This is a genomic window from Archangium sp., from assembly GCF_045802675.1.
GTDB lineage: Bacteria > Myxococcota > Myxococcia > Myxococcales > Myxococcaceae > Archangium.
Genome location: NZ_JBJMQO010000067.1, coordinates 23,256 through 45,608, shown reverse-complemented (window position 1 = coordinate 45,608; position 22,353 = coordinate 23,256). Strand labels below are relative to the sequence as shown.

The window sequence follows — 22,353 nt, the reverse complement described above, 5'->3', positions numbered from 1 at the left end:
GGGAGGGCTCGGGGCGTTGCTGCGTGCGCCCCGGTTCTCATTGCCCGGGGGCCTGACGATGGGCGGCACGACGACGGTGCAGATGGTGGCCGATGGCACCGTCATCGTCACGGGAGTCGCGGCGGGCACGGCGGCGGCCGCAGGGGGCAGTGCCTGCATCGATGGCTCCGAGCCGAAGGACGGCTACTACTGGCACCACCTCGCCACGAATAAGAACAACGTCTCGACGCAGCGGGGCGGCCCGTGGACTCCCAGGTTCGAGAACCTTTTTGAGCTGGCGGGGATGAGCATGGATGCGGCGGAGAACCTCGTCTATCTCAAGGGCCACCAAGGTCCCCATCCCGAGGACTATCACCAGCAGGTCTACGATCGCTTGGAAGCCGTGCTCAGACGATGCCGGACTCCAAAGGAATGTCGAACGCTCTTCGTGGAGGAGCTTGAGAGAATCGCAACCGACGTCTGTACTCCGGGAACGGAGCTCTACCGGCTCCTGACGAAGACGTAGGACACATCAAGGAAGACACAGGATGAACCGCTTCTACGACCTCACGGATGACCTGCGAGTGCCAGAACGCTGGCACCTACGGCATCCGGTGGACGAACACGGGCAGAAAATCGACCCCTGGCAATTCACCGAGGGCCGCTGGCTTGAGCCGCAGGGAACGATCCGGTTCCCCGTGAAACCCGACGGAGTGGAGCTGGAGTTCACCGAGGCATCCGTCTCCACTCCGGTGGTCCACGGCCGCGTCGTGCAGCTCTTCGAGCGCCTGGGCGTCCAGGACGTTCAATTCCTCCCCGTGCAGGTGGACGGCCATGCCGGGCCCTGGTTCATCCTCAATGCCCTGCGCGTCATCCGCTGCATCGACGAGCCCCGGTGCCGGGAGGTGCGGCACTTCCAGCCCGAGGACGGCCAGCCGGAGAAGGTGGGCTGGTACCGGGTGGTCTCGGGGATGCGCATCGACCCCACGAAGGTGGGCGAGGCCCGCATCTTCCGCCCATGGGGCTGGACAGGAGCCCTCATCGTATCCGAGGACCTCAAGCAGGCCCTCGAGCGCGAGGGCATCACCGGCCCCCGCTTCACCGAGGTGTGAAGCGACTCCCTATTCGACCTTACCCAGAAGTCAGCCGCAGGGTACCCATCCGCAGGGTACCCATCCGCACCGTGACCGGGGGGCACTCGAGCCAGCGTCCCTCGCGCTGGGGGGAGGGCAAGGAACGGGAAGACGGGTGCGCGGCTGGAGAGAAGTCGTGCAGGCTGCGGCGGTATGAAGAGAGTCGGCTCGCTACCGCGTCTGTCCCTGACGCTGATGTTCCTCCTGTCCGCCGCGTGCGCGACGACCCGGGCCACGGCGCCCGGCGGTGAGTCTCCCCGGAAGGAGTCGAAGCCGGTGCGGGTGGACGCACTGCCCGGAGGCGCGCTGAGGCTCTCCTTCGAGCCCCTGACCCCCGACCTGGCATGGGAGCAGCTGCGGCTGGAAGAAGCACGTGCCGTGCTCGCGGCCCTGCATGAGTCTCTGCCCCCGAGGGAAAAGGGACGTCCGCGGCTCGTCCTGGCGTCGGCGGGGGCTGGGAACACGCAGGGGGCCGCCCCCGAGGCGTGGGAGCTGCGGCTGCGCGAGGAGTTCCTCTCCCGGTATGGCCCGTCGCGGCTGCCCCTGCCGCACTCACTGGAGGCGAGCCGCCTCTTCATGACCCTGAAGCTCTCGCCCCGCTACATGGGCGAGGGCGTGCGCGAAGCTGCGCGCGAGCTGTTCAACTCGCCCCTGTTCGTCTCCAGCGTGGCGCTGTCTGTCTTCATCTATTTCGCGGCGTGGCTGGCGCCCGAGCCCGTCTTCACCAAGGCCTTCGTGGCGGCGCTGACGCTGCGGCTGACGCTGGCGGTGGGGGCGCTGGAGCTCGGCCGGGTGGCCTGGGCCTGCCTCCAGCTCTACCAGGAGGCGGAAGCGGCGAGGACGGTGCAGGAGCTCGAAGCGGCGGCCGAGCGCTTCGGCAAGGCGATGGGAGGCACGGGACTCCGGGTGTTGATGCTGGTGGCCAGCATGGGCGTAGCCAAGGGGTTGCCCGAGGTGCCCACGGGAGGGCTCGGGGCGTTGCTGCGTGCGCCCCGGTTCTCATTGCCCGGGGGCCTGACGATGGGCGGCACGACGACGGTGCAGATGGTGGCCGATGGCACCGTCATCGTCACGGGAGTCGCGGCGGGCACGGCGGCGGCCGCAGGGGGCAGTGCCTGCATCGATGGCTCCGAGCCGAAGGACGGCTACTACTGGCATCACCTCGCCACGAACAAGAACAACGTCTCGACGCAGCGGGGCGGCCCGTGGACGCCCAGGTTCGAAATACTCTTCGAGCTCGCGGGGATGAGTCTGGAGGCGAAGGAGAACCTCATCTATCTCAAGGGCCACCAGGGCCCCCATCCCGAGCAATATCACCAAGAAATCCATCGTCGCTTGCAATCCGTGCTCGCGGAGTGCCGCGATGAGAAGCAATGTCGGAGCCTTCTGGCGGATGAGCTCAAGAGGATCGCGGACGAGGTCTGTACCCCAGGGACAGAACTCCACCGGTTGCTGACGAACGGGTAGGACACATCCAAGGATGGCGAAGGATGAACCGATTCTATGACCTGACGGATGACATGCGCGAGCCAGAGCGTTGGCACCTGCGGCATCCGGTGGACGAACACGGGCAGAAAATCGATCCCTGGCAGTTCACCAGAGGCCGCAGGCTCGAGCACCCGGGAACCCTCCGGTTTCCCGTGAGGCCCGATGGGCGAGAGCTGGAATACACCCAGGATGCCTTCTCCACTCCGGTGGTCCACGGCCGCGTCGTGCAGCTCCTCGAGCGCCTGGGCGTGCGGGACGTTCAATTCCTCCCCGTCCACGTGGATGGCCATGCCGGGCCCTGGTTCATCCTCAATGCCCTGCGCGTCATCCGCTGCATCGACGAGCCCCGGTGCCGGGACGTGCGGCACTTCACGCCGGAGGACGGCCAGCCGGAGAAGGTGGGCTGGTACCGGGTGCTCTCGGGCATGCGCATCGACCCCACGAAGGTGGGCGACGCGCGCATCTTCCGCCCGTGGGGATGGACGGGAGCCCTCATCGTCTCCGAGGACCTCAAGCAGGCCCTCGAGCAAGAGGGCATCACCGGCCCCCGCTTCACCGAGGTGTAGCGAAAGCGCCCGGGCCTACCAGCAGCGCGCGGCGAAGGCGGCGAGCTCGCGGTTGAAGCGGCGCGAGTCCTCCCAGAAGGGCGAGTGGCCGATGCCCGGGTAGAGCGACACATGGGCGCCGGGCACCACCGAGGCGACGTGCCGGCCCGAGTCCGGGCGCACCATCCGGTCCTCCAGGCCCTGGGACACGAGCACCGGAATCGTCAGCTGGTGCAGCACGTCGTCGTTGTCCACCGAGCGAGAGCCAATCCCCTCGCGCACGTACGCCGGCACCATCTCCGTGTACGCGAGCACCATGCGCCGCGTCTCCGCCGACACCGGCTGGTGGTGCAGCAGCGACACGAAGCGCTCCAGGGTGGCGCCGTCCTCCGGGTCGAACAGCCCGGGAATCAGCGCGAGCATGTCGGGCGACAGCAGCCCGAAGGCCTCCTCGGAGCCGGTCTTCACCATGGGGGACACGAAGTTCACCCCGGCCACGTGCGTCTGGCCGTAGTGGCGCAGGTAGTCGGCCACCACCATCGCGCCGAAGCTCCAGGCCACCAGCAGCGGCCGCTCCAGCTCCAGCGCGGTGATGACGGCGTGCAGGTCCTCGGCCCACAGCCGGCCGTCGCCATACGCGTCCCGCGGCTTGCCCGAGTGCCCATGGCCTCGCAAATCCAACGCCACCAGGCGGAAGCCCAGGCTCAGGGCGCTGTGGAACTGCCGCCGCCACGCCAGGTGGGACTGGGAGAAGCCGTGAACGAAGAGCAGCGCCGGGCCGTACGGGTCTCCCGCGTCGTACACGGCGAGCGGCACGCCCCCCGCGCCGCGCACGGTGTGCACGCGGATGGAGACGGGCTCGGAGAAGGGCACGCCCCCTTCCGGGTCCCTCAGCGAGCAGGGCGCCTCCAGCAGGCTCACGCTCGAGGCGCCGTGGGGCCTCGACGTCGGAGAAGGCAGGTGCACCGAGAGTGAGAAGTTCGAGTCCATGGCAGGGATTCCGTGAGGGGGAGGCGCGTCGTTCCCGTCTAGGAATAGGCATCGTCGCAACCCCGGGAACCCCTCCCCCCATTCCTTCTCTCCGGACGTTCCAGGGAAGACGTGTTTACCTCGATTCTCCGTGGACTCGCCAACGTTCCTGTTTTCCAGGAAACAGGCACACGGGGAGTGTGGGGGAGACGTCTGGCCGCTGGACGCACCGGGGAGCACGGGGCGGGAGGGCGGGCGTCGTCATGCGAGGCGGTTAGTAGTAAGCCCTTCGCATACACGCAGGTGTCAGGAGCCTGTCGCATGAAACGCTTCTTCATTGGCTCGCTCGCGGTGGTGGGCGCGCTGAGCATTCTCATCTTCGGGTCTCTCATCGGGCTCCTCATCCTCGGGGCGTCCAAGAAGCCGGGGGTGCCGCCGGACGTGGTGTTGGAGCTGGAGCTGAACGAGCCGCTGCCGGAGTACGTGCCGGAGGGCTCGCTGGCGAGCGCCTTCGGGGACGACAAGCTCACGGTGCGCGACGTGGTGGACGCGCTGGAGAAGGCGGGGGAGGACGCGCGGGTGAAGGGGCTGGTGGTGCGGCTGGACGGGGCGCCGGGGAGCACCGCGGTGGTGCAGGAGCTGCGCGACGCGGTGAAGGCCTTCCGGGCCAAGGGCAAGAAGGCCGTGGTGTACACGGACACCTTCGGCGAGGGCGGGGGCGCGACGGGGGCGTACTACCTGGCCTCGGCGTTCGAGCACATCTACCTCCAGCCCTCGGGGGACGTGTCGGTGACGGGGGCGGCGATCGAGACGCCGTTCGCCCGGGACGCGCTGGCCAAGCTGGGCGTGAAGCCGCGCATGGGCAAGCGCTACGAGTACAAGGCGGCGGTGAACTCGTACACGGAGCAGACGTACACCGAGGCGCACCGCGAGGAGACGGAGCGCTTCCTCGCGAGCCTCTTCGGGCAGATGGTGAAGGGGGTGGCCGAGGACCGCAAGCTGAGCGAGGAGCAGGTGAAGGCGGCGATCGACGCGGCGCCGCTGCTGGGCAAGCAGGCGCTGGAGGCGAAGCTGGTGGACGGGCTGCTCTACCGCGACGAGGTGTACGCGAAGGTGAAGGAGGAGACGGGCGGGGCGCAGCTGCTCTTCGTGGAGAAGTACCTGCAGCGGGCGGGCCGTCCGCACACGAGTGGCCCGACGGTGGCGCTCATCTACGGGGCGGGGACGATTGACCGGGGCCGGAGCCACTCGAGCCCGATGTCGGGTGAGACGACGATGGGCAGCGATTCGGTGTCGGCGGCGTTCCGCAAGGCGGTGGAGGACGAGCGGGTGAAGGCGATTGTCTTCCGGGTGGACAGCCCCGGAGGCGGCTACGTGGCGAGCGACACGGTGCGCCGCGAGGTGCAGCGGGCGCGCGAGAAGGGCAAGCCGGTCATCGTGAGCATGGGCACGTACGCGGCGAGCGGTGGCTATTTCGTGTCTGTCGACGCGGACAAGATTGTCGCGCAGCCGGGGACGCTGACGGGGAGCATCGGCGTGTACGGCGGCAAGATGGTGACGGCGGACTTCTGGGAGAAGCTGGGGGTGAACTGGGAGCCGCTGGGGATGGGCAAGAACGCGACGATGTTCAGCTCGGACACGGACTGGACGCCGGAGCAGCTGGCGAAGAACGAGGCCTCGTTGGACCGCGTGTACGAGGACTTCACGAGCAAGGCGGCGGCGGGCCGGAAGCTGCCGGTGGAGAAGCTGCGCGAGGTGGCGAAGGGCCGGGTGTGGACGGGAGAGGACGCGAAGGAGCGGGGCCTGGTGGACGAGCTGGGCGGCTTCCCGGTGGCGCTGCGGCTGGCGAAGGAGGCGGCGAAGCTGGAGGGCGACGTGCGCGTGGAGCTCTTCCCGAAGAAGAAGGGCACGGCGGAGGTGATTTCCGCGCTGCTGGGGGAGAAGCAGGGCGAGAGCAGCGACGACGAGGAGGCCGCGGGCGTGCAGGTGACGGCGCCGTGGCAGCCGGTGCTGCGGCAGACGCAAGCGCTCTACCAGCTGGGCGTGAAGCTGGGCGTGGTGGAGGAGCGCCGGCAGATGCTGTCGGCGCCGGTGCCGGACACCACCTGGTAGTCCGAGTCCGGGAGTAACGGGGAGCGGGGCGGGCGGGTCTCACGGGCTCGCGCCGCCCCGTTGCCGTTCCGGCGTGACGTACCGCGTCGAGTCTTCACATGACGCGCCTCGCCACGTCCAGGAACACACACCGGACGCTCCCGACGCCCGGAATAACCAGACAGCCCCTGAAGACAGACAGCACGCTGGCGCTAAAACGCAATCACGTGGCGTCAAGGAAGAAGACAACACGGGTGCAATTGTTCTACAGAGGCGCTCGCAAGACACGACGGGGGGAGTGCCCGATGCAGACGAAGAAGCGCCTGGGAGAAATCCTGCTGGAGCTGGGGATGGTGGACGGGCTGCAGCTGCAATCGGCCCTGGCGTACCAGCGCAAGTGGGGCGTGCCGCTGGGCCAGGTCGTCGTGGACATGCGTTTCTGCACGGCGCGGCAGGTGCTGGAGGCGCTGGCGCACCAGGCCGGCGTGCCGGCCCTGGACCTGGACGCCGAGCCGATGGAGCCCGCGCTCGCGCCGCTGCTGCCCCGGAAGCTGGCGGAGATGCACCGGGTGGTGCCGCTGCGGCTGGAGGGCCCTCGGGACATGGTGCTGGTGGTGGCCATCGCCGCGCCGGCGAGCCTGCACTCGCTGGACGCGGTGCGCAGTGTGACGCGCAAGGCGCGGGTGGTGGCGAGGCTCGCCACGGACGCGGCCATCTCCCGGGCCATCGAGCGCCTCTACTCGGAAGGCACCGAGGCGCCGAAGCGCCCGGAGCTCGAGGCCATTACGCTGCCCGAGGCGGAAGCGGACATGCAGCTGCACCAGGGCAGCATGGCGTCGCTGACCCACGGCGGGGCCTCGGCCTTCGGGTCGCGCGCCATCCTGCTGCCGGACCTCAACCCGGAGCGCGAGGTGCTGGAGCTGCCGCTGCTCGAGCCGCTGGACGTGTTGGAGCTGGAGGAGCTGCTGGAGGAGCTGCCGGAGCAGCGTGCCGGGGAGCGCTCGGAAGCGGTGCTCGTGTACGGCTGGGGCGCGGCGGCGGCGGCGGGGCTGGTGCGGGTGCTGGAGACGGCGGGCTACCTGGCGCACGTGGCGAGCACCGAGCAGGTGCTGGCGGCGGGGGAGGGCGCGGTGGTGCTCTCGCCGCTGCCCTCGCTGGAGGCCATGGCGCGCCGGCCCCGCGCGCAGCTGCTGGTGGCGGGCAAGGTGCCGGAGCTGGACGTGGTGCGGGCCCAGGCACTCGGGGCGCGCGGCTTCCTCGCGGCGCCGCTCGACACGGACCTCCTGCTGCGCGCGGTGAAGCGGCTGATGCGCTCGACGGCGGAGGCGCCCCGGCTCCGGGCGGTGGGCTGAGGCGCCTCGGGCCTCACCCGCTCAGCGCACGAGCTCCAGGAAGCTCTCGCCAGGCAGCCACAGCGAGGAGAGCTCCAGCGGCAACGAGGTGAAGGGCTCGGCGCGGACGATGGCCTCGCCCTCGTAGGTGTCGACGAGCAGCCAGCCGCGCTTGACGCGCTGGAACACCTCGAGCGTGCGGGCCGAGGGGTCCACCAACCACACGTGGGACACACCAGCGCGAGCGTACGCGGGCAGCTTGCGCGTGCGGTCGAGCGCGGCGGTGGAGGGCGTGAGCACCTCGCAAATCCAATCCGGCGCGAGCGTGAGGAAGGGCTCATCGGGCGTGGGCGCCTCGGCGAGCCGGTCGCGGCGCCAGCCGGCGAGGTCCGGGACGAGCACATCGCGGCCGAGCCGCAGCTCGGGGGCGCGCAGGAAGCACCAGCGTCCGGAGCCGCCGCGCCGCGGATCCAACCGCTCACCGAGTTCCACTCCCAACATGAAGGCGGCACGGGCCTGACCTGGCGCCGGCCGGGGCGAAGCCACCAGCTCCTCGTCGACGATTTCCCCAACCCATCCCATCGGCAGCGCCTCGAGAGCCGAGTACGCCGCCTGGCTGTTGCACATCGGAATCACCCTGTCCTCCTCTGGCCCTCTCGGGCCGGGCAGGGGAGGCATTCTAGGGAGGGGTCTGACATGCGCCGGGCGGCCGGGCGGGTGTCTATTTCCCGATACAGAAGCGCTGGAAGATGGCGTCCAGGAGGGCCTCGGAGGCGGAGGTGCCGGACACCTCGCCGAGGGACTCGAGGGCGAGGCCCACCTCGCCGGAGAGGACCTCGAGGGTGGAGAAGCGCGAGGCGGCCTCGGCGCGGGAGAGGGCCTCGGCGGTGCGGCGGAGGGCATCGGCGTGGCGCTCGGAGACGAGGGCGACGGCGGACGGAGCACCCCCACCCCACAAGCGAGACAGGAGGGTGGAGCGAAGCCCCTCCACGCCTTCACCCGTCAAACCACTGACGGACAACCCACCCCACTCCCTCCGGGAGAGGGACGCGTCGTCCACGGCCTCGCGCCCCACCCGGACGTCACACTTCCCGGCGACCCGGAGCACGGCCGTGGCCCCGGCCGCGCCCAACCACCGCCGGGCCTCCTCTTCGGAGGACTCGGGAGGGAGCACGAGCACGGCGAGGTCCACGGTGGCGAGCACCTCGCGGGTGCGCGCAATGCCGAGCGCCTCCACGCGCCCCGGTGCCTCGCGAAGCCCGGCGGTATCGAGCAGCGCGATTCCCAGCCCCTCCCACTCGACGCGGGCCTCCAGCACGTCGCGAGTCGTTCCCGGCTCCTCGTCGACGAGCGCCCGCTCCTCACCCACGAGCCGGTTGAACAGGGTGGACTTGCCCGCGTTCACGGGCCCATACAGCGCCACCCGGGCCCCGCGGCGCACCAGCCGTCCACGGCCCACCTCGGCGAGCAAAGCCTCCGCCGCGGCCCGCAGCTCGGACACCCGGGCCCCCGCGCCCTCATCGGCGCCCTCGGCCTCCTCGGGGAAGTTGAGGACGCCCTCGAGGTCCGCATGGAGCGAGCGCAGGGGCTCCTCCAAGGCGCGGACCCGGGCGGAGAGCGCGCCCGAGAGCCCGGCGGCGGCCGCCCGCACCGCGGCCTCCGAGTCGGCGGCGACGAGGTCCGCGACGGCCTCGGCGCGGGTGAGATCGAGACGGCCATTCAAGAAGGCGCGGCGGGTGAACTCGCCGGGCCCGGCGGGGCGCACGGCGGGGTGCTCGAGGGCGCGCGCGAGCAGCATGCGCAACAGCCGGGGACTGCCATGGGCCTGGAGCTCGACGACGTCCTCGCCGGTGAAGGAGTGGGGCGCGCGGAAGAAGAGGAACAGCCCCTCGTCGAGCACGGCGCCCGAGGCCTCCACGAAGGACGCCAGGTACGCATGCCGGGGCGTGGGCGAGGCGGGGACACCGGGGGCGAGCGTGCGCCCGACCTCGAGGGCCGCGGGGCCGGAGAGGCGGAGGATGCCGACGGCACCGGCGGTGGGGGCGGTGGCGAGCGCGGCGAGGGTGGCGGGAGGGGAGCTCATGCGTCGGGAGGCCCGAGCCCCCCGCGCGGCGGGCTAGGGACAGGCGGGCGAGGGGGAGGCGTTGAAGTTCTCGTCGTAGGAACCGTTGCAGGACACATTGCCATTGCCGGAGACCTTCCCACCACGCAGTTGGGAGCCGCTGATGCGGATGGCGTACCCGTCGGCGCTCTGCACGGATTGGCTGGTACCGGAGAGGGTGGAGCGCTGCACGTCCACGGAGTAGGAGCCGGAGCCGGAGCGGGACACCTCGAGCGCGCGCGCCTGCTTCCCCGAGGGGCCGGCGCTCGAGAGGGTGCTGTCCCGGACGGACGCCGAGGACGAGACCAGGCGCAGGGCGGCGGAGCTTCCGCCATTGGCGCCGGAGAGCTCGGCGCGCACGAGCACCACGCGCGAGGCCCCGTCCGCCTCCAGCGCGACGCTCTCCGAGCTCCCGTCCAACGCGGTGGCGAACGAGTCCCACAGCTCCACGGCGCCCTGGCTCACGGAGACGCCGAGGGCGCGCGTCCCGCCCTGCCCGAGGAACGTGGAGCCCTCGGACAGCCGCACGGTGCAGCCCTCGCACGAGAAGCCCACGGTGTCGCCCTGGGCGGAGGAGGCGAGCCCCCGCACGTGCTCGAAGCCGCCGGGGCCCGGGCCGGCGGAGGACTGGAAGGCGAGGGTGCGCTGCTGCCCGTCATGGGCGTAGGCCACCACGTCGCGCGCACGGAAGAGGGGGGAGGCGGTGGAGAGGGCCACGGCCTCGCCCGCGCCCCCCATGTGCTCCACGGTGAGCGAGCGCAGCTCCGTATGGTCCACGCCCACCAGCGTGGGGCCCGGCGCGCGGGAGCGCACGGTGGTGAGCCCCTGCCCCGAGCCTTGAATGTGGATGTACGGCCGCAGCTCGAGCCCCTGGGGGCCCAGGTCGAACACCCCGGGCTCGACGAGGACGAGCCACGGCTCCTCGGCGGAGACCTTGACGATGGACTCGACGGCGTTGCGAAGGATGGCCCCGCCAATGAGTGGGTTGTCACCGGGGGGCACCACGCGGATGCGCGCGAAGTTGCCCGGAGGGCCCATGGGCCCGGTGTCTCCCTTCGGGCCCGGCTCGCCCCTCGGGCCGACGGCGGCCTCGCCCTTGGAGCCGGGCTCGCCCTGGGGCCCGGGCTCTCCCTTGCCGCTACAGGCGGAGACACAGGCGATGAGGATGGACAGCGGGAGAACGGCACGCCGCATGCGGAGGCCTCCTGTGCCCTGGGGGCACCGCACCCGCCGGAAGCTCCGGAAGGGCCTCGCACGAGGTAGGTGCACCCCCCCGGTGCGTCCAGCCGAGGGAGCGTGTGACGCGGGTGGCGGACGCCGCGAACGTCCACCAGCGGGGACCTGGAGCCCGCGGAGCCCATCGGCCGACAGGCTCCTGCGACTCCAGGGCCTCGCCCCGGAGGACTAGTCCCGCGCGCCCTGCGCCGGGGTGCTGCCCCGGGCGGCACGCTCGACGGCCTCCCGGTTCTGATGGATGTACTGCTCGACGGCGGCGTCCTCGAGCTCGAGATCCCTCAGCACGCCGGGGTACACGACCTTGAAGGCCGGGGACTCCTCGTCCCCGCGCAGCCGGAAGCTCATCTTCAGCACGGCCGCTCCGTATAGCTTGTCCTTGAGCGACTTGGCCTTACCCATGAAATGCCCTTTCCTCGGTGGGCCCCGGGGGCCGCGTCAGCCCTCGAGGTCTTCCTCGTCATCGTCGTCCGGCAGCATGCTCCGCTTGGGGAGCGGAGCGGGCTTGTCCGGGGTGAACACGACGCGCCGGCTGCGGCCCTCGCCCTCGCAAGAGACCTTCAGCCCCGGCACGCCCTCTACTGCTTTGAGTACGCGCGCGCGGTCGTCTGGTTTCACTGTAACGAGGGCGTAGAACCGGCCCAGGGTGCCCGACTTCTCGGCGAGCTTGCGGGCCGCCTCTCGCAGAGCGGCATCCTCGGCGACCTCGAGCGAGCGCTCATCCGACTCGGAGGCACGTGCGGCGGGGGCCTTCGCCTCCTGCGGCTGGGCACGCGGTCCCCGGGCGGGCCTGGCCTCTCGAGGCGCCGGGGCCTGCGGCTGCGCCCGGGGCGCGGGCTGCGGCGCGGGAGCGGCCTGCTGCGGCGCCGGAGCCGGGGCCTGCGTGGCGGCGGCCTGGGCGGCGGCCTGCTCCCGCTTCAACCGCTCGCCGCGAGGCTCTGGGTGGAGGCCCGCGCCCACGAGCACGAAGCGCCGCTCGGTGCCCGGACGGTGGAGCATCTTGTTGAGGAGGAACTGCAGCGAGTCCACCACCTGGCTGCGCTTGCCATTCTCCACGCCCGGGGGCGGCTCACCCTGGAAGTGCACGGCGACGGCGAGGCTGCCATCGCTGGCGTCCTTGAAGTCGAGCCGGGCGGGAAAGCCCATCAGCCCGAGGATGTCGCAGAGGAGCCGCTCCACGCGGGCGCGCAGCTCCGCGCCCGCGGTGGCCGCGGAAGGAGAAGCCTCGGGTGGCTGCACGTCGCTCACTTGCGCTTGCCTCCCGCGGTGGCCGTGGCCGTGCCCGCCGGCAGCCCGCCTCCGCCGCCGCCCTTCCTCGCCAGCCACTTCCTCAGGCCGTACTGCTGGGCGATGGAGAGGACGTTGTTGGTGAAGATGTAGAGCGCCAGGCCCGCCGGGTAGTTGAAGAGCGTGAGGGTGAAGATGATGGGGACGAACCAGGTCATGATCTTGGCCTGGGCCGGGTCTCCCATCTGCGGCTGGAGCCGCTGGGTGATGATCATGCTCACGCCCAGCGCGAGCGGCAGCAGGTACGTGGGGTCCTTGTAGGTGAGGTCGCGCCACACCGGGCCGAAGAAGGGCTCCTGGTAGATGTCGTAGCTGTTGCGCAGGGTGGCGAAGAGGGCAATCCAGACGGGCATCTGGATGACCATCGGCAGACAGCCGCCGAGCGGGTTCACCTTGTTCTCCTGGTAGACCTTCATCATCTCCGTGTTCTGGCGCTCGCGGTCGTCCGCGTACTTCTTGCGGATTTCATCCACGCGGGGCTGGAGCTTCTTCATGGCCTCCATGCTCACCATGGAGCGGTGGGTGAGGGGCAGCAGGAGGAGCTTCACCAGGACGGTGAGGAGGATGATGGCCACGCCCCAGTTGCCCACCAGGCCGTGGAAGAACTTCATGATGGTGACGAGCAGCTTGGCGATGACGGCCCACATGCCGTAGTCGACCGTCTCGCCGAGGTTGGGCACGAAGGCGCCAGCGCCCGCGCCGGAGGAGTCGCGCACGAACGGGCCGGGCACGGCGGCGAGCAGGTCCGGCTCCTTGGGCCCGAGGTAGCCACCGAAGCGGTACGTCACCGTCTGGCCGGGGGCGGCGGTGAGGGGGAAGATGGCGGTGACGCCACGGGCCTCGGGGGTGGCGAGCAGCTCGCAGCGGCCCTGCATGGCGCCCTCGAGCGGGTAGAGCGCGGAGAGGAAGTACTGCTGGTCGATGCCGAAGTACTGCACGGCGCCGCGCAGCTTCTCCGGGTCGGGCTGCTTCTGGTCCGCCGACAGCTTGTGCTTCTCGTCGGCCACGTGGCACGAGGCGTAGCTGAGATTGCCCACGCCGCCGAAGAAGGACGGGGCGTGCTCGCCGGCCGGGTCGATGGCGCGGCTGTAGTGCACCTGGAGCTCCCCCGTGGCCGCCTGCGCCGAGGTGTTCTTCACCTCCAGCGTGTAGACGAGCTCGAAGCCCTCCTTCTGCCACTGCAGGCGCTTGGTCACCTCCCACGGTCCCTGGCGGGCGGTGAAGGTGGCGCCCTCCTGGCCCGCGGCGGGCTCGGCCACGGCGTAGGGGGTGCTCGCCGGCAGGGGGTGGGGGCCCGCGATGGAGACGGCCAGCGGCAGCGCCTGGCCCGCCACCGGCTGCGCCAGGTTCATCTGCGGCGGCGGCGGCACGTCGCCCCCGAAGAGCAGCTTGAATCCGTCTCCGATGGTGAGGTGCTGCTGCTCGCGCATCTTCTCGCCCTGGAGCACCGCCGAGGTGAGGCCCGCGCCCTGGCTGGAGAAGACGTAGTGCGTCGACTGCCGCTCGAGGTTCAGCGTGCGCACCGGCGGGGGTGGGGTGGCGTCGGCGCTGGCCACGGGGCCCGCCTCGCTCCCGGTGCCAGCGGCGGGCGGCGTGCCCGTACCGGCGGTGGCACCGGGCGTGCCGGCGTCTACCACCTGCCCGGCGTCCGGGGCCGTGGCCTCGGGGGGCGGGCCCTTGGGCGAGAAGAAGAAGGAGTAGGCGAAGACGAGCGCCATCGCGAGCGCGAGCGCCATCATCAGTCGCCGCTGGGAATCAGCCGAGTTGGGCGAGAGCGGATCCAGATCGTTCATAAGGGAAGGGCATTCACGGCACCGGGTCGAAGCCGCCCGGATGGAAGGGCTGGCAACGCAGCAGGCGCCAGAGGGTCAAGCGCACACCGCGCAGGGCTCCATGTTTCTGGAGCGCCTCCAGGGCGTACACCGAGCAGGTGGGGTGGAAGCGGCAGGCGGGGGGGAGCAGGGGCGACAGCCACCGCTTGTACAGGCGGATGGGCAGCGCGAGCAGCCAGGCGAGAGGGCTCATCGGGCGGACTCCCGGGGGCCGGACGGAAACAGCCTCTGCAGCTTGCGGGTGACTCCATCGAAGGCGCGCGACATGTCCTGGAAGGAGGCGTCCTTGGCGGACTGGCGCACGACCAGCACGACGTCCACACCGGAGGGCCATTGCCCCCGGCGCTTGCGAAAACACTCTCGCAGGAGCCGGCGGAGGCGGGCACGCACCACGGCATTGCCCACCTTGCTGGAGACCGTCAGGCCCACGCGGCTGTAGGGCCGCCCATTGGGCCGGGCGAGCCCCAGGAGACAGTCGGAGGGAAGCTTCTGACCGTGCTCCTGGACCTCGAGGAACTCGCGCCGGCGCAGCAGCCGCACGGCCTTGGGGAAGCGCTCATCGCGAGGTGGCGCCTGGCCCTCGGCCTTCACGCGAGTATCCCGGGCACTACTTCTTGTAGGACGCAACCACCAGGCGCTTACGGCCCTTGGCGCGGCGGCTCTTGAGCACGTCCTGGCCGGCCTTGGTGGAGTTGCGCTTGCGGAAACCGTGGGTGCGGTTGCGCCGGATCTTCGAGGGTTGATAGGTGCGCTTGGACACGGCTGGACTCCTGGGACGACGAGACGCTCGCCCATACGGCGGGCGCCCTTATCCACGAGACTGAGGAAGGCGGCGCTCGTAACCCGATCTCCCACCCAAGTCAACGTCCGATCACTCCCACCTGTCCGGCCGGGGATGAACGCCGCCCTTTTGCATCCCACACCCGGGGTGAAACGAGGGGGATGGTGAATCGCTGGGGCCACAACCAGTGGGGAGGGCCGGGGGATTCCGCTCCTGGGGGGCGATCCAACGAGTGGAGGTAGGGGCGCGGAAGGATTGGAGTTCCGGCCGCAAACTTGATCGCCCAGGGGGGGACTGTTAGCACGGTCGGCCCCCCGTCTGGTGATCCGCCAGCGCCTCGGAGGCCGCCCGTGAACGCGCTCGCCCAAACCCCAGCCCCCACGCCAGGTGCCGAGAATCTCTGGGCCCGGATGCTGGACTGCCTCCGCCAGGACAAGAAGGACTACGCCCTGGGGTGGATTGGCAAGATGGCGCCCCTGGAGGTCCGCGGGGACACGCTCGTGCTGGCCGTGCCGGACCGCTTCTACCAGGACTGGGTGGACAACCATTACCGGCCGCTCATCGAGTCCACCCTGGCCCGGGTGACGGACGAGCCGCGCCAGGTGGACTACGAGGTGGTGCCGGGCATGGCACCCCCGCCGGAGCTCAAGCCCGCACTGGAGGTCAAATCCGGAGGCCCCCGGCCACCCCGGCTCAACGCGCGCTTCACCTTCCCGAGCTTCGTGGTGGCCGACAGCAACCAGCTGTCCGCCGCCGCCGCCCACGCCGTCGCCGAGAGCCCCGGCCGCGCCTACAACCCGCTCTACATCTACGGCGGCACCGGCCTGGGCAAGACGCACCTCCTGCACGCCATCGGCAATAAAATCTGGGACCGCGACCCGACGCAGCGGGTGGTGTACCTGTCGAGCGAGCAGTTCACCAACGAGTACATCGAGAGCGTGCGCGAGCAGCGGATGCCGGAGTTCCGCCGGAAGTTCCGCGAAGAGTGCGACGTGCTGATGATCGATGACGTGCAGTTCCTCGGGCGCAAGGAGGAGACGCAGCGCGAGTTCTTCCACACGTTCAACACGCTGTACGAGCAGGGCAAGGCCATCATCCTCACGAGCGACATGGTGCCGGCGGAGGTGCCGGGGCTCGAGGAGCGGCTGCGCAGCCGCTTCAGCATGGGGCTGATTACGGACATCCAGGAGCCGAGCTTCGAGACGCGGGTGGCCATCCTCCAGAAGAAGGCGGTGATGGAGGGGCTGGACCTGCCGGACGAGGTGGCGCACTTCATCGCCCGGGCATTCCAGAAGAACGTGCGGGAGTTGGAGGGAGCGCTGGTGAAGGTGAGCGCCATCCACTCGCTGTCGAGGCACCCGGTGACGGTGGACTTCGCCTCGCACGTGCTCAAGGACGTGCTGCCGACGCGGCACACGGTGGACGTGGAGACCATCCAGAAGGAAGTGGCGCGCTACTACAAGGTGCCGGTCGAGGCGTTGAAGGAGGACCGGAGGCACAAGGCGCTGGCGCACGCGCGGCAGGTGGCGATGTACCTGAGCCGCAAGCTGACGAAGGGCTCGTTCCCGGAGATTGCAGCGCGGTTCAGCAAGGACCACTCGACGGTGATTTCAGCGGTGCGCAAGGTGGAGAAGCTGCGCGAGACGGACGCGGCGGTGAAGCGCGAGCTGGACGAGCTGGAGTCCAAGCTGACGGGCGAGTAGCGCTCCCCCGGAGAGCGGGAGTCCCAGCACCTGACCTGAGCAGTGACTTGACTGCGGGTGACCTGATGGGTCAACCTACGGGAGAAGTCACCACGGGAGGTGTGTGTCGATGGAGCGTTCCACGTCGGTCTCCACGGGAATGGGCGAGCAGTCCCTCACGCCGGGCGAGCAGCGAATCCTGACTCTGATGGAGCAGGGCCAGCAGCGCCTGGAGCAGCGCATGCAATCGCTGGAGCAGCGGATGGACCAGCGCATGCAATCGCTCGAAGAGGGGCAGAAGCGCACGGACCAGCGCATGCAATCGCTCGAAGAGGGGCAGAAGCGCACGGACCAGCGCATGCAATCGCTCGAAGAGGGGCAGAAGCGCACGGACCAGCGCATGCGATCGCTCGAAGACGGCCAGCTGCGCACGAACAAACAACTCGAGGACACGAATAGCCGGCTCCAGGAGCTGACCATCCAGGTGGACAAGGAGGCCGCCGACAACAAGCTGCGTTACCGGGAGTTCGCCGTCGAGTTGGACCGCATCATCAAGATGGATCAGGAGCGGGCCAGGACGCTCCACGAGGCGACGCTCGCCGCCATGCACAGCGAGCTGAACCTGATCCGGAAAACGATCACCGAGCGGCTCGACCAGCACCACCTGCGCCTGACGGTGCTGGAGCAGACGCTCGAGCAGAACTACGCGCACACCCACCGGAACAGCGCGGCCATCGCGGGCCTCCAGGGGGACATCCGCACGCTGATGAAGATGGTCGAGGGCCTCGTCCAGGCCCAGCAGCCCCCCCGGATGGCCTCGGCGCCATAGCGGCGCGCCTCCCGTGCACGGCCTTGCGGACAACCCGGCACCCGAGGCGCTATATCCCCCGCACGGAGGAGTGACACCCATGCGGTTGACGGTCTTCGGAGCGACGGGTCGCGTCGGGCACACGCTGGTGCACGACGCGCTGGGGCAGGGGCACGAGGTGACGGCCTACGTCAGAGACCCCCAGCGGCTCGGGCTCAAGCACGGCCGCCTGCACGTGAAGAAGGGCAGTCTCGAGGACGGCGCCGCCGTCGCCGAGGCCGTGCGCGGCTCGGAAGTCGTGGTGAGCGCCATCGGCGCCCGCGACGCCACCCACGCCGTCACCGTCGTCACCGAGGCCACTCGCGCCATCCTCGCCGCCATGAAGGCCGAGGGCCTTCAACGGCTCGTCACCGTCGGCGCCGCGGGCCTCCTGCCCCACCCCTCGGGGGGCCTCACCGGTGAGCACGGCCTGCCCCCCTTCCTGCGTCACGCCTTCGAGGACCACCGCAGCGCCCTCCACCTCCTCCAGGAGAGCGGCCTCGACTGGGTGGTGGTGTGCCCACCCGTCATGCCCAGCGGCGTGAAGACGAACAAGTACCGCACCGCCGTCGAGGCGCTCCCCACCGGCGGCCGCCAGGTGTACGCCGAGGACGTCGCCGACTTCACCCTCAAGGCCGCCACCGGCAACGAGCTCCACCGCGTGCGCGTGGGCATCGTCGGCGACTGACTCCGCCTCCAGCACAACGCCCGCCAACCGCTCCCGCCCGGACGCGGCTCGCCGGGAGGGGGCTCCCGGGCGCGTTTTCCCGCGACTGGTACGACCATCGGACCAGTCCGCGCCGTTCTCCGCCGGAGGGGCTCCTCCGCCCGAACGCCACCCGGCAACAGGCGACTCTCCGGGCGCGTTTTCCCGCGACTGGTACGACCCTCGGACCCGTCCGCGCCGTTCTCCGCCGGAGGGGGCTTCATGTGACGTGGCGGAGCACGCGCCCGGGCCTTACTCAGTGCCCTCCCGTGCTCCCTCCATGCGAGCCTCCCGCGTGACCTCCGCCCCTCACTCCCTCCTCCTGCTCTGCCTCTGGCTCGCCCTGTCCGGCTGCGCCCTCCCCGCGCCCGACTCCGGCACCCTCCTGCGCTCCTCCCCCACCCCCGTCTCCACCGCCCTCTTCCAGGTGCGCGCCCGCCACACGGACCTCGTCCCCGTCCGCGTCGTCTTCCCCTCCGACTCCCAGGGCCGCCCCTCCCGGCCCCCCGATGGCTCCCGCCTCCCCGCGCTCGTCTTCGTCCACGGCGGCCTCGTCCCCCCCGAGGACTACCTCTGGCTCGCCGAAGCCCTCGCCACTCGCGGCTACGTCGTCGCGCTCCCCTCCCACCCGCTCGGCCTCGCCCTCTCCGCCACCGACAACGGCCACTTCGCCCGCGAGCTCCTCGTCTCCCCTCCCGGCGGCTCCCTCCTCCAGGGCCTCGTGGACCCCTCGCGCATCGCCGTCGCCGGCCACTCGCTCGGCGGCGTCGTCGCCACCAAGCTCGCCCTCGACGGCGGCTTCGCGGCCCTCGCCCTCCTCGCCAGCTACCCCGACTCCGCCGACGCCGGCCGCCTCCCCTCGCTGTCCGTGCCCTCCCTCTCGCTCGCCGGGGAGCTGGACTGCTCGGCGCCCCTGCCTCGCGTGCGCGACGAGGCCTCGCGGCTGCCCCCTCCCTCGGTGCTCGCCGTCCTCCAGGGCGTCACCCACTACCAATTCACCGCCAGCGACCAGAAGGACCTCGAGGACGGCTGCACCCCCGCGCTGCCGCTCGACACCGCCCACGAGCGCATCGCCGAGGTCCTCTCCCGCTTCCTCCTCGCCGCGCTCGCCGGCCAGGGCACCGGCGCCGATGACCTCCGCCAGGTGCCCGGCACCGAGGTGACCGTCCCATGAGGGCCCTCGTCTCCTGCCTCGTCTTCTCCAGCGCGCTGCTGCTCGCCCCGGTGGCCGCCGCCGAGGCCCCCGTCCTCACCTCGCGCGGCCGCGTGGAGGACTCGCACCTGTCGCTGCTCGCCGGGCCCCAGGGGGTGGGCCTCGGCTTCCTCCTCGCCCGGCCTCCCGTGCCCGACGCGCGCCCCACCGCCTTCGGCGGCGAGCTCTTCGTCCACCCGTCCACCGGCGTGCTGGAAATGCGCGGCGCGGGCCAGTGGCAGCTCGGCTCGGGCGAGCGCGCCACCTGTGCCTCGGCGCAGCTCGGCCTCACCGCCTACGGCGTGGTGCGCGGCCCCGCCGACGTGGGCCTCGGGCCCCACGCGGGACTCACCGTGGGCCTCGGCGGCGAGCGCCTCGAGGGCTTCCTCGGCGCCCAGGCCGGACTCGAGGCCTTCCTGCGCACCGGCGGGCCCCGCTTCCCCCTGCGCGTGCTGCTCGGCGGGCGCGGGCGGCTGGGGCCCCTGGGGCTCGCCCTCACCGCTCGCGCCGGGGTGGACCTGGAGCACGGCCTGTATGCCACCTGGCGCGGCGACGTGCTGCTCGCCCTCAACTGGTACGGCCGCGGCCCCAACCCCGTGACTACGGAATCCGCGGCGCCTCCACGTCCGTGACGATGAGCGTGTTGGTGCGCGCGTCCACGCTCACGCTGCCCCTCGGCGACAGCACCGCCTTCACCTGCGGCAACAGCTCCGAGGCCTTCGCGTAATTCACCGGAATCAGCCAAGTGCGCAGCGGCGCCGCCTCCTGCTTCGCCTCCTTCAGCCGCGCGAGCGACTCGGCCTCCTCCTGCAGCGTCTTCAGCGGCGCCACGCGCAGGATGTTGCCGCGCTGCTCCATGCCCAGCCCCCGCGAGGCCAGCACCACGTCCAGCGCCTCCGTCCACGGCACGTTGCGCAAGGACAGCGTCACCGAGCCCCGCACCTCCTCGGACACCACCAGGTTCATCCGCCCCACGTCCGCGAGCATCCGCAGCACGTCGTGCACGTTGGCCCGGGTGACGTCCAACGAGATGCGCTTGCCTTCCTTCGGCTCCTTCGCCACCGCGGGCGTGGCCGCCAGCGCCAACGCGAGAAACACGGCTCGGACCTGCCTCATGGGACTCCTCCGGCTTTCAGGGGACGCGCCAGTCTAACGCCGCCTCCCCACCCGCCCGGCCGCCTCGCGCCCCACTGTCCTCCACCGACGCGGTGCGACACTGCCCACCCCGGCCCACACGCTCCCGGCCGCCCGCGTGACCGATTTCCGGCTCCGGGGGTCTTCCCCACCGCGACACCCGGAGGGCCCGGCCGGACGCCCTTCCTCCACACCCCACGAGCTGCCCATGAACCTTCGCACTCCCTCGCTCCGTCAGTCGTTGCTGTGCGCCGCCGCCGTTGGCCTCACCGCCTGTGGTGGGGAAGGCGCGTCCCTCCGCTTCTCCGTCAACGAGTCCGCGGCCCAGGCCGCCCACGTGCTCGTCCAGGGCGCCGAGGCCACCGCCACGCCGGCCCCCACCTTCCACTCCAGCGACGGGATTGTCTTCACGCTCACCGAGGCGCGCATCCACCTCAAGGACATCCGCCTGGATCTGCCCCAGGGCACGAAGTGCGCCGAGGTCAGCGGCCTGCTCGCGGGCGCCACCTGCAAGGGCAGCGAGAGCTCGGGCACCGTCGTCGTCCCCGGCCCCATCGTCGTGGACCTGATGACGGGCGCCACCACCCCGGACCTCTCCGGCCTGCGCCTGCCCGCGGGCAACTACAAGCGCATCGACTTCCGCCTGGACGAGGCCAAGGCCGCCGAGGTCGCCAGCGGCGAGCCGCTCGTGGGCTACAGCCTCCTGGTGAAGGCCTCCTTCACCCAGGACAACGCCTCCAACACGTTGGACCTCAAGCTCAAGTTCAGCGAGGACGCGCGCTTCGAGTCCACCAACGGCGTCGCCGTGGACGCCGACACCGCGCTGCTCGCGCTGCTCCAGCCTCAGGCGTGGCTCGAGGGCCTGCCCGTGGCCACGTGCCTGAGCAAGGGCGACCTCCAGCTCGCCAGCAACGTGCTGCGCATCGACGACCAGGCCAAGGGCGACTGCGGCGACGCGGAGAACCGCGTGAAGACGAACATCAAGAACAGCGGCCAGCTGCGCACCGCCAAGGACTGACGGTTGTCCGGCGGTTTGCCCTGAAACCGGCCCGGTCCGCACACGGTGGGTGCCTCCCACCCCGGCTCGGGCCCGGGCTCCCTCCAGGTGCTCCACCCTGGAGGGGGCCGTGCGCAATCCCCTACCCCGCGCCCCACAGCTCGCCGAGCAGCGCCGAGAGCCTCGGCCAGAAGAGCGCCACCCACAGCGCCACCGAGCCCGCGCCCAGCCCCATCGCCGCGAGCGCCTGGCCCCGGCGGCCGATGGGCGGAGTGCCCTCGGCATCCACCCGCCGCAGCGCCACCGCGCCCAGCCCCAGCGCCACCGGGGCGAACAGCGGCAGCACCAGCCCGTACACCCCGAAGGACAGCGCCACGCGTGCCAGGGGGTTGTTCTCGTAGCGGTCCCACAGCCGCAGCAGCACCGCGTCCGGCACCGGCAGGCGGAAGAAGAGCCGGTGCCGGGGAGTGCTCCGGATGGCCAGGCCCTGGACGAAGAGGAGGACGGCGGGCACCACCCACTCGGGGCGCCCGCGCACCACGCCCGCCACGCCCAGCACCCCCGGCAGCACGAGCAGCCCCCCGCGCGCCCACCCCTGGCGGAAGAAGTACCCCACGCCCACCGCCGCACCGGCGAGCAGGAAGCCTCCCAGCTGGGGCTCGCCCCCATGCACCACCAGCACCCCCCCGGGCCCCACCAGTCCGAGCCCCAAGAAGCCGAGGCTCCAGGCCCACGAGTCCCGCCGCCCCCACAGCCCCTGCCGGAAGCGCTCGAGGTAGTTCACCTCGGGCAGCGCGGCGCAGGTGGGGCAGTACACCTCGCCGAGCACCCAGGTGGTGCACGGCTCGCAGAGGAAGCCGCCACAGCGCGCGCACAGGCGTGCGGCGGGCTCGTCCGGGTGCACGGCACAGCGGGGAGCGGTGGCGCTGGGGGAGGCCATGCGCGCCAGTGTCGCACGAACCCGCCCGCCCCTCGGAGCGCAGGGCGGGCGCCGCTTGTTGCCGCCGCACCCCACCCCCACCCTC

Annotated in this window: 24 protein-coding genes; 12 read left to right on the top strand and 12 right to left on the bottom strand. The window is 71.1% G+C overall.

All coding sequences use genetic code 11. The annotated features are described in order from the left end of the window. From ACJ8AN_RS18970 to ACJ8AN_RS18955, 4 genes are all read left to right on the top strand, one after another. Window positions 1-505 (top strand): AHH domain-containing protein (locus ACJ8AN_RS18970; protein WP_407756798.1); only part of this gene is annotated, 505 nt, incomplete at its 5' end. A gap of 22 nt (window positions 506-527) precedes the next feature. Further along, window positions 528-1,091: an imm11 family protein gene (locus ACJ8AN_RS18965; RefSeq protein WP_407756797.1), complete on the top strand. Its 564-nt coding sequence runs from the start codon at window positions 528-530 to the stop codon at window positions 1,089-1,091. A gap of 174 nt (window positions 1,092-1,265) precedes the next feature. Further along, window positions 1,266-2,579, top strand: coding sequence for an AHH domain-containing protein (locus ACJ8AN_RS18960; protein WP_407756796.1), 1,314 nt, complete (start codon window positions 1,266-1,268; stop codon window positions 2,577-2,579). A 23-nt stretch (window positions 2,580-2,602) separates the two neighbouring features. After that, a complete protein-coding gene (locus ACJ8AN_RS18955; protein ID WP_407756795.1) occupies window positions 2,603-3,166 on the top strand; it encodes an imm11 family protein in 564 nt (187 codons plus the stop codon). 15 nt (window positions 3,167-3,181) lie between these two features. Here ACJ8AN_RS18955 and ACJ8AN_RS18950 read toward each other — a convergent pair whose 3' ends face one another. Then, window positions 3,182-4,135, bottom strand: a complete 954-nt coding sequence (locus tag ACJ8AN_RS18950; protein ID WP_407756794.1) for an alpha/beta fold hydrolase — start codon at window positions 4,133-4,135, stop codon at window positions 3,182-3,184. A gap of 300 nt (window positions 4,136-4,435) precedes the next feature. Between ACJ8AN_RS18950 and sppA the strand changes: the two genes are divergently transcribed. Together sppA and ACJ8AN_RS18940 are read left to right on the top strand one after the other, a co-directional pair. After that, window positions 4,436-6,226, top strand: coding sequence for a signal peptide peptidase SppA (sppA, locus tag ACJ8AN_RS18945; protein WP_407756793.1), 1,791 nt, complete (start codon window positions 4,436-4,438; stop codon window positions 6,224-6,226). A gap of 284 nt (window positions 6,227-6,510) precedes the next feature. Continuing rightward, a complete protein-coding gene (locus tag ACJ8AN_RS18940; protein WP_407756792.1) occupies window positions 6,511-7,557 on the top strand; it encodes a hypothetical protein in 1,047 nt (348 codons plus the stop codon). A 21-nt stretch (window positions 7,558-7,578) separates the two neighbouring features. On the opposite strand, the gene ACJ8AN_RS18935 is transcribed toward ACJ8AN_RS18940, so the two are convergent. The 9 genes from ACJ8AN_RS18935 to rpmH form a co-directional block, all read right to left on the bottom strand. Then, window positions 7,579-8,163, bottom strand: coding sequence for a Uma2 family endonuclease (locus tag ACJ8AN_RS18935; protein ID WP_407756799.1), 585 nt, complete (start codon window positions 8,161-8,163; stop codon window positions 7,579-7,581). Between the two features lie 94 nt (window positions 8,164-8,257). Beyond that, window positions 8,258-9,619, bottom strand: coding sequence for a tRNA uridine-5-carboxymethylaminomethyl(34) synthesis GTPase MnmE (mnmE, locus tag ACJ8AN_RS18930; RefSeq protein ID WP_407756791.1), 1,362 nt, complete (start codon window positions 9,617-9,619; stop codon window positions 8,258-8,260). Between the two features lie 33 nt (window positions 9,620-9,652). Beyond that, a complete protein-coding gene (locus ACJ8AN_RS18925) occupies window positions 9,653-10,831 on the bottom strand; it encodes a hypothetical protein (protein WP_407756790.1) in 1,179 nt (392 codons plus the stop codon). A gap of 210 nt (window positions 10,832-11,041) precedes the next feature. Then, window positions 11,042-11,272, bottom strand: a complete 231-nt coding sequence (locus ACJ8AN_RS18920; RefSeq protein WP_407756789.1) for a hypothetical protein — start codon at window positions 11,270-11,272, stop codon at window positions 11,042-11,044. Window positions 11,273-11,308: 36 nt separating this feature from the next. Further along, on the bottom strand, window positions 11,309-12,118 hold the full coding sequence (locus ACJ8AN_RS18915) for a hypothetical protein (RefSeq protein ID WP_407756788.1): 810 nt from the start codon (window positions 12,116-12,118) through the stop codon (window positions 11,309-11,311). Next, window positions 12,115-13,950, bottom strand: coding sequence for a membrane protein insertase YidC (yidC, locus tag ACJ8AN_RS18910; RefSeq protein ID WP_407756787.1), 1,836 nt, complete (start codon window positions 13,948-13,950; stop codon window positions 12,115-12,117). The genes ACJ8AN_RS18915 and yidC overlap by 4 nt, the downstream gene beginning before the upstream one ends. Before the next feature lie 13 nt (window positions 13,951-13,963). Then, on the bottom strand, window positions 13,964-14,182 hold the full coding sequence (gene yidD / locus ACJ8AN_RS18905; RefSeq protein WP_407756786.1) for a membrane protein insertion efficiency factor YidD: 219 nt from the start codon (window positions 14,180-14,182) through the stop codon (window positions 13,964-13,966). After that, window positions 14,179-14,580 (bottom strand): ribonuclease P protein component, encoded by a 402-nt coding sequence (rnpA, locus tag ACJ8AN_RS18900; protein ID WP_407756785.1) that lies wholly within the window; start codon window positions 14,578-14,580, stop codon window positions 14,179-14,181. The genes yidD and rnpA overlap by 4 nt, the downstream gene beginning before the upstream one ends. Before the next feature lie 16 nt (window positions 14,581-14,596). Continuing rightward, window positions 14,597-14,749: a 50S ribosomal protein L34 gene (gene rpmH, locus ACJ8AN_RS18895; protein WP_407756784.1), complete on the bottom strand. Its 153-nt coding sequence runs from the start codon at window positions 14,747-14,749 to the stop codon at window positions 14,597-14,599. Window positions 14,750-15,120: 371 nt separating this feature from the next. Between rpmH and dnaA the strand changes: the two genes are divergently transcribed. The 5 genes from dnaA to ACJ8AN_RS18870 all read left to right on the top strand — a co-directional run bounded on the left by dnaA (window position 15,121) and on the right by ACJ8AN_RS18870 (window position 19,829). Next, window positions 15,121-16,473 (top strand): chromosomal replication initiator protein DnaA, encoded by a 1,353-nt coding sequence (gene dnaA, locus ACJ8AN_RS18890; protein ID WP_407756783.1) that lies wholly within the window; start codon window positions 15,121-15,123, stop codon window positions 16,471-16,473. A 109-nt stretch (window positions 16,474-16,582) separates the two neighbouring features. Further along, a complete protein-coding gene (locus tag ACJ8AN_RS18885) occupies window positions 16,583-17,281 on the top strand; it encodes a hypothetical protein (protein ID WP_407756782.1) in 699 nt (232 codons plus the stop codon). Between the two features lie 79 nt (window positions 17,282-17,360). After that, window positions 17,361-17,987 carry an NAD(P)-dependent oxidoreductase gene (locus ACJ8AN_RS18880; RefSeq protein WP_407756781.1) on the top strand — a complete coding sequence of 209 codons (627 nt, stop codon included), beginning with the start codon at window positions 17,361-17,363 and terminating at the stop codon, window positions 17,985-17,987. A gap of 313 nt (window positions 17,988-18,300) precedes the next feature. Next, a complete protein-coding gene (locus tag ACJ8AN_RS18875) occupies window positions 18,301-19,179 on the top strand; it encodes an alpha/beta fold hydrolase (RefSeq protein ID WP_407756780.1) in 879 nt (292 codons plus the stop codon). Then, the gene (locus tag ACJ8AN_RS18870; protein ID WP_407756779.1) at window positions 19,176-19,829 is read left to right on the top strand and encodes a hypothetical protein; all 654 of its coding nucleotides are present in this window, start codon (window positions 19,176-19,178) and stop codon (window positions 19,827-19,829) included. Before ACJ8AN_RS18875 ends, ACJ8AN_RS18870 begins: the two co-directional genes overlap by 4 nt. Here ACJ8AN_RS18870 and ACJ8AN_RS18865 read toward each other — a convergent pair. Then, window positions 19,798-20,313, bottom strand: coding sequence for a secretin and TonB N-terminal domain-containing protein (locus tag ACJ8AN_RS18865; protein WP_407756778.1), 516 nt, complete (start codon window positions 20,311-20,313; stop codon window positions 19,798-19,800). The two genes, ACJ8AN_RS18870 and ACJ8AN_RS18865, sit on opposite strands and share 32 nt — an antisense overlap. A gap of 226 nt (window positions 20,314-20,539) precedes the next feature. On the opposite strand from ACJ8AN_RS18865, the gene ACJ8AN_RS18860 reads away from it, so the two are divergent. Continuing rightward, a complete protein-coding gene (locus ACJ8AN_RS18860) occupies window positions 20,540-21,349 on the top strand; it encodes a hypothetical protein (protein ID WP_407756777.1) in 810 nt (269 codons plus the stop codon). 121 nt (window positions 21,350-21,470) lie between these two features. Here ACJ8AN_RS18860 and ACJ8AN_RS18855 read toward each other — a convergent pair whose 3' ends face one another. Then, window positions 21,471-22,268: a B-box zinc finger protein gene (locus ACJ8AN_RS18855; protein ID WP_407756776.1), complete on the bottom strand. Its 798-nt coding sequence runs from the start codon at window positions 22,266-22,268 to the stop codon at window positions 21,471-21,473. Window positions 22,269-22,353 lie beyond the last annotated feature (85 nt).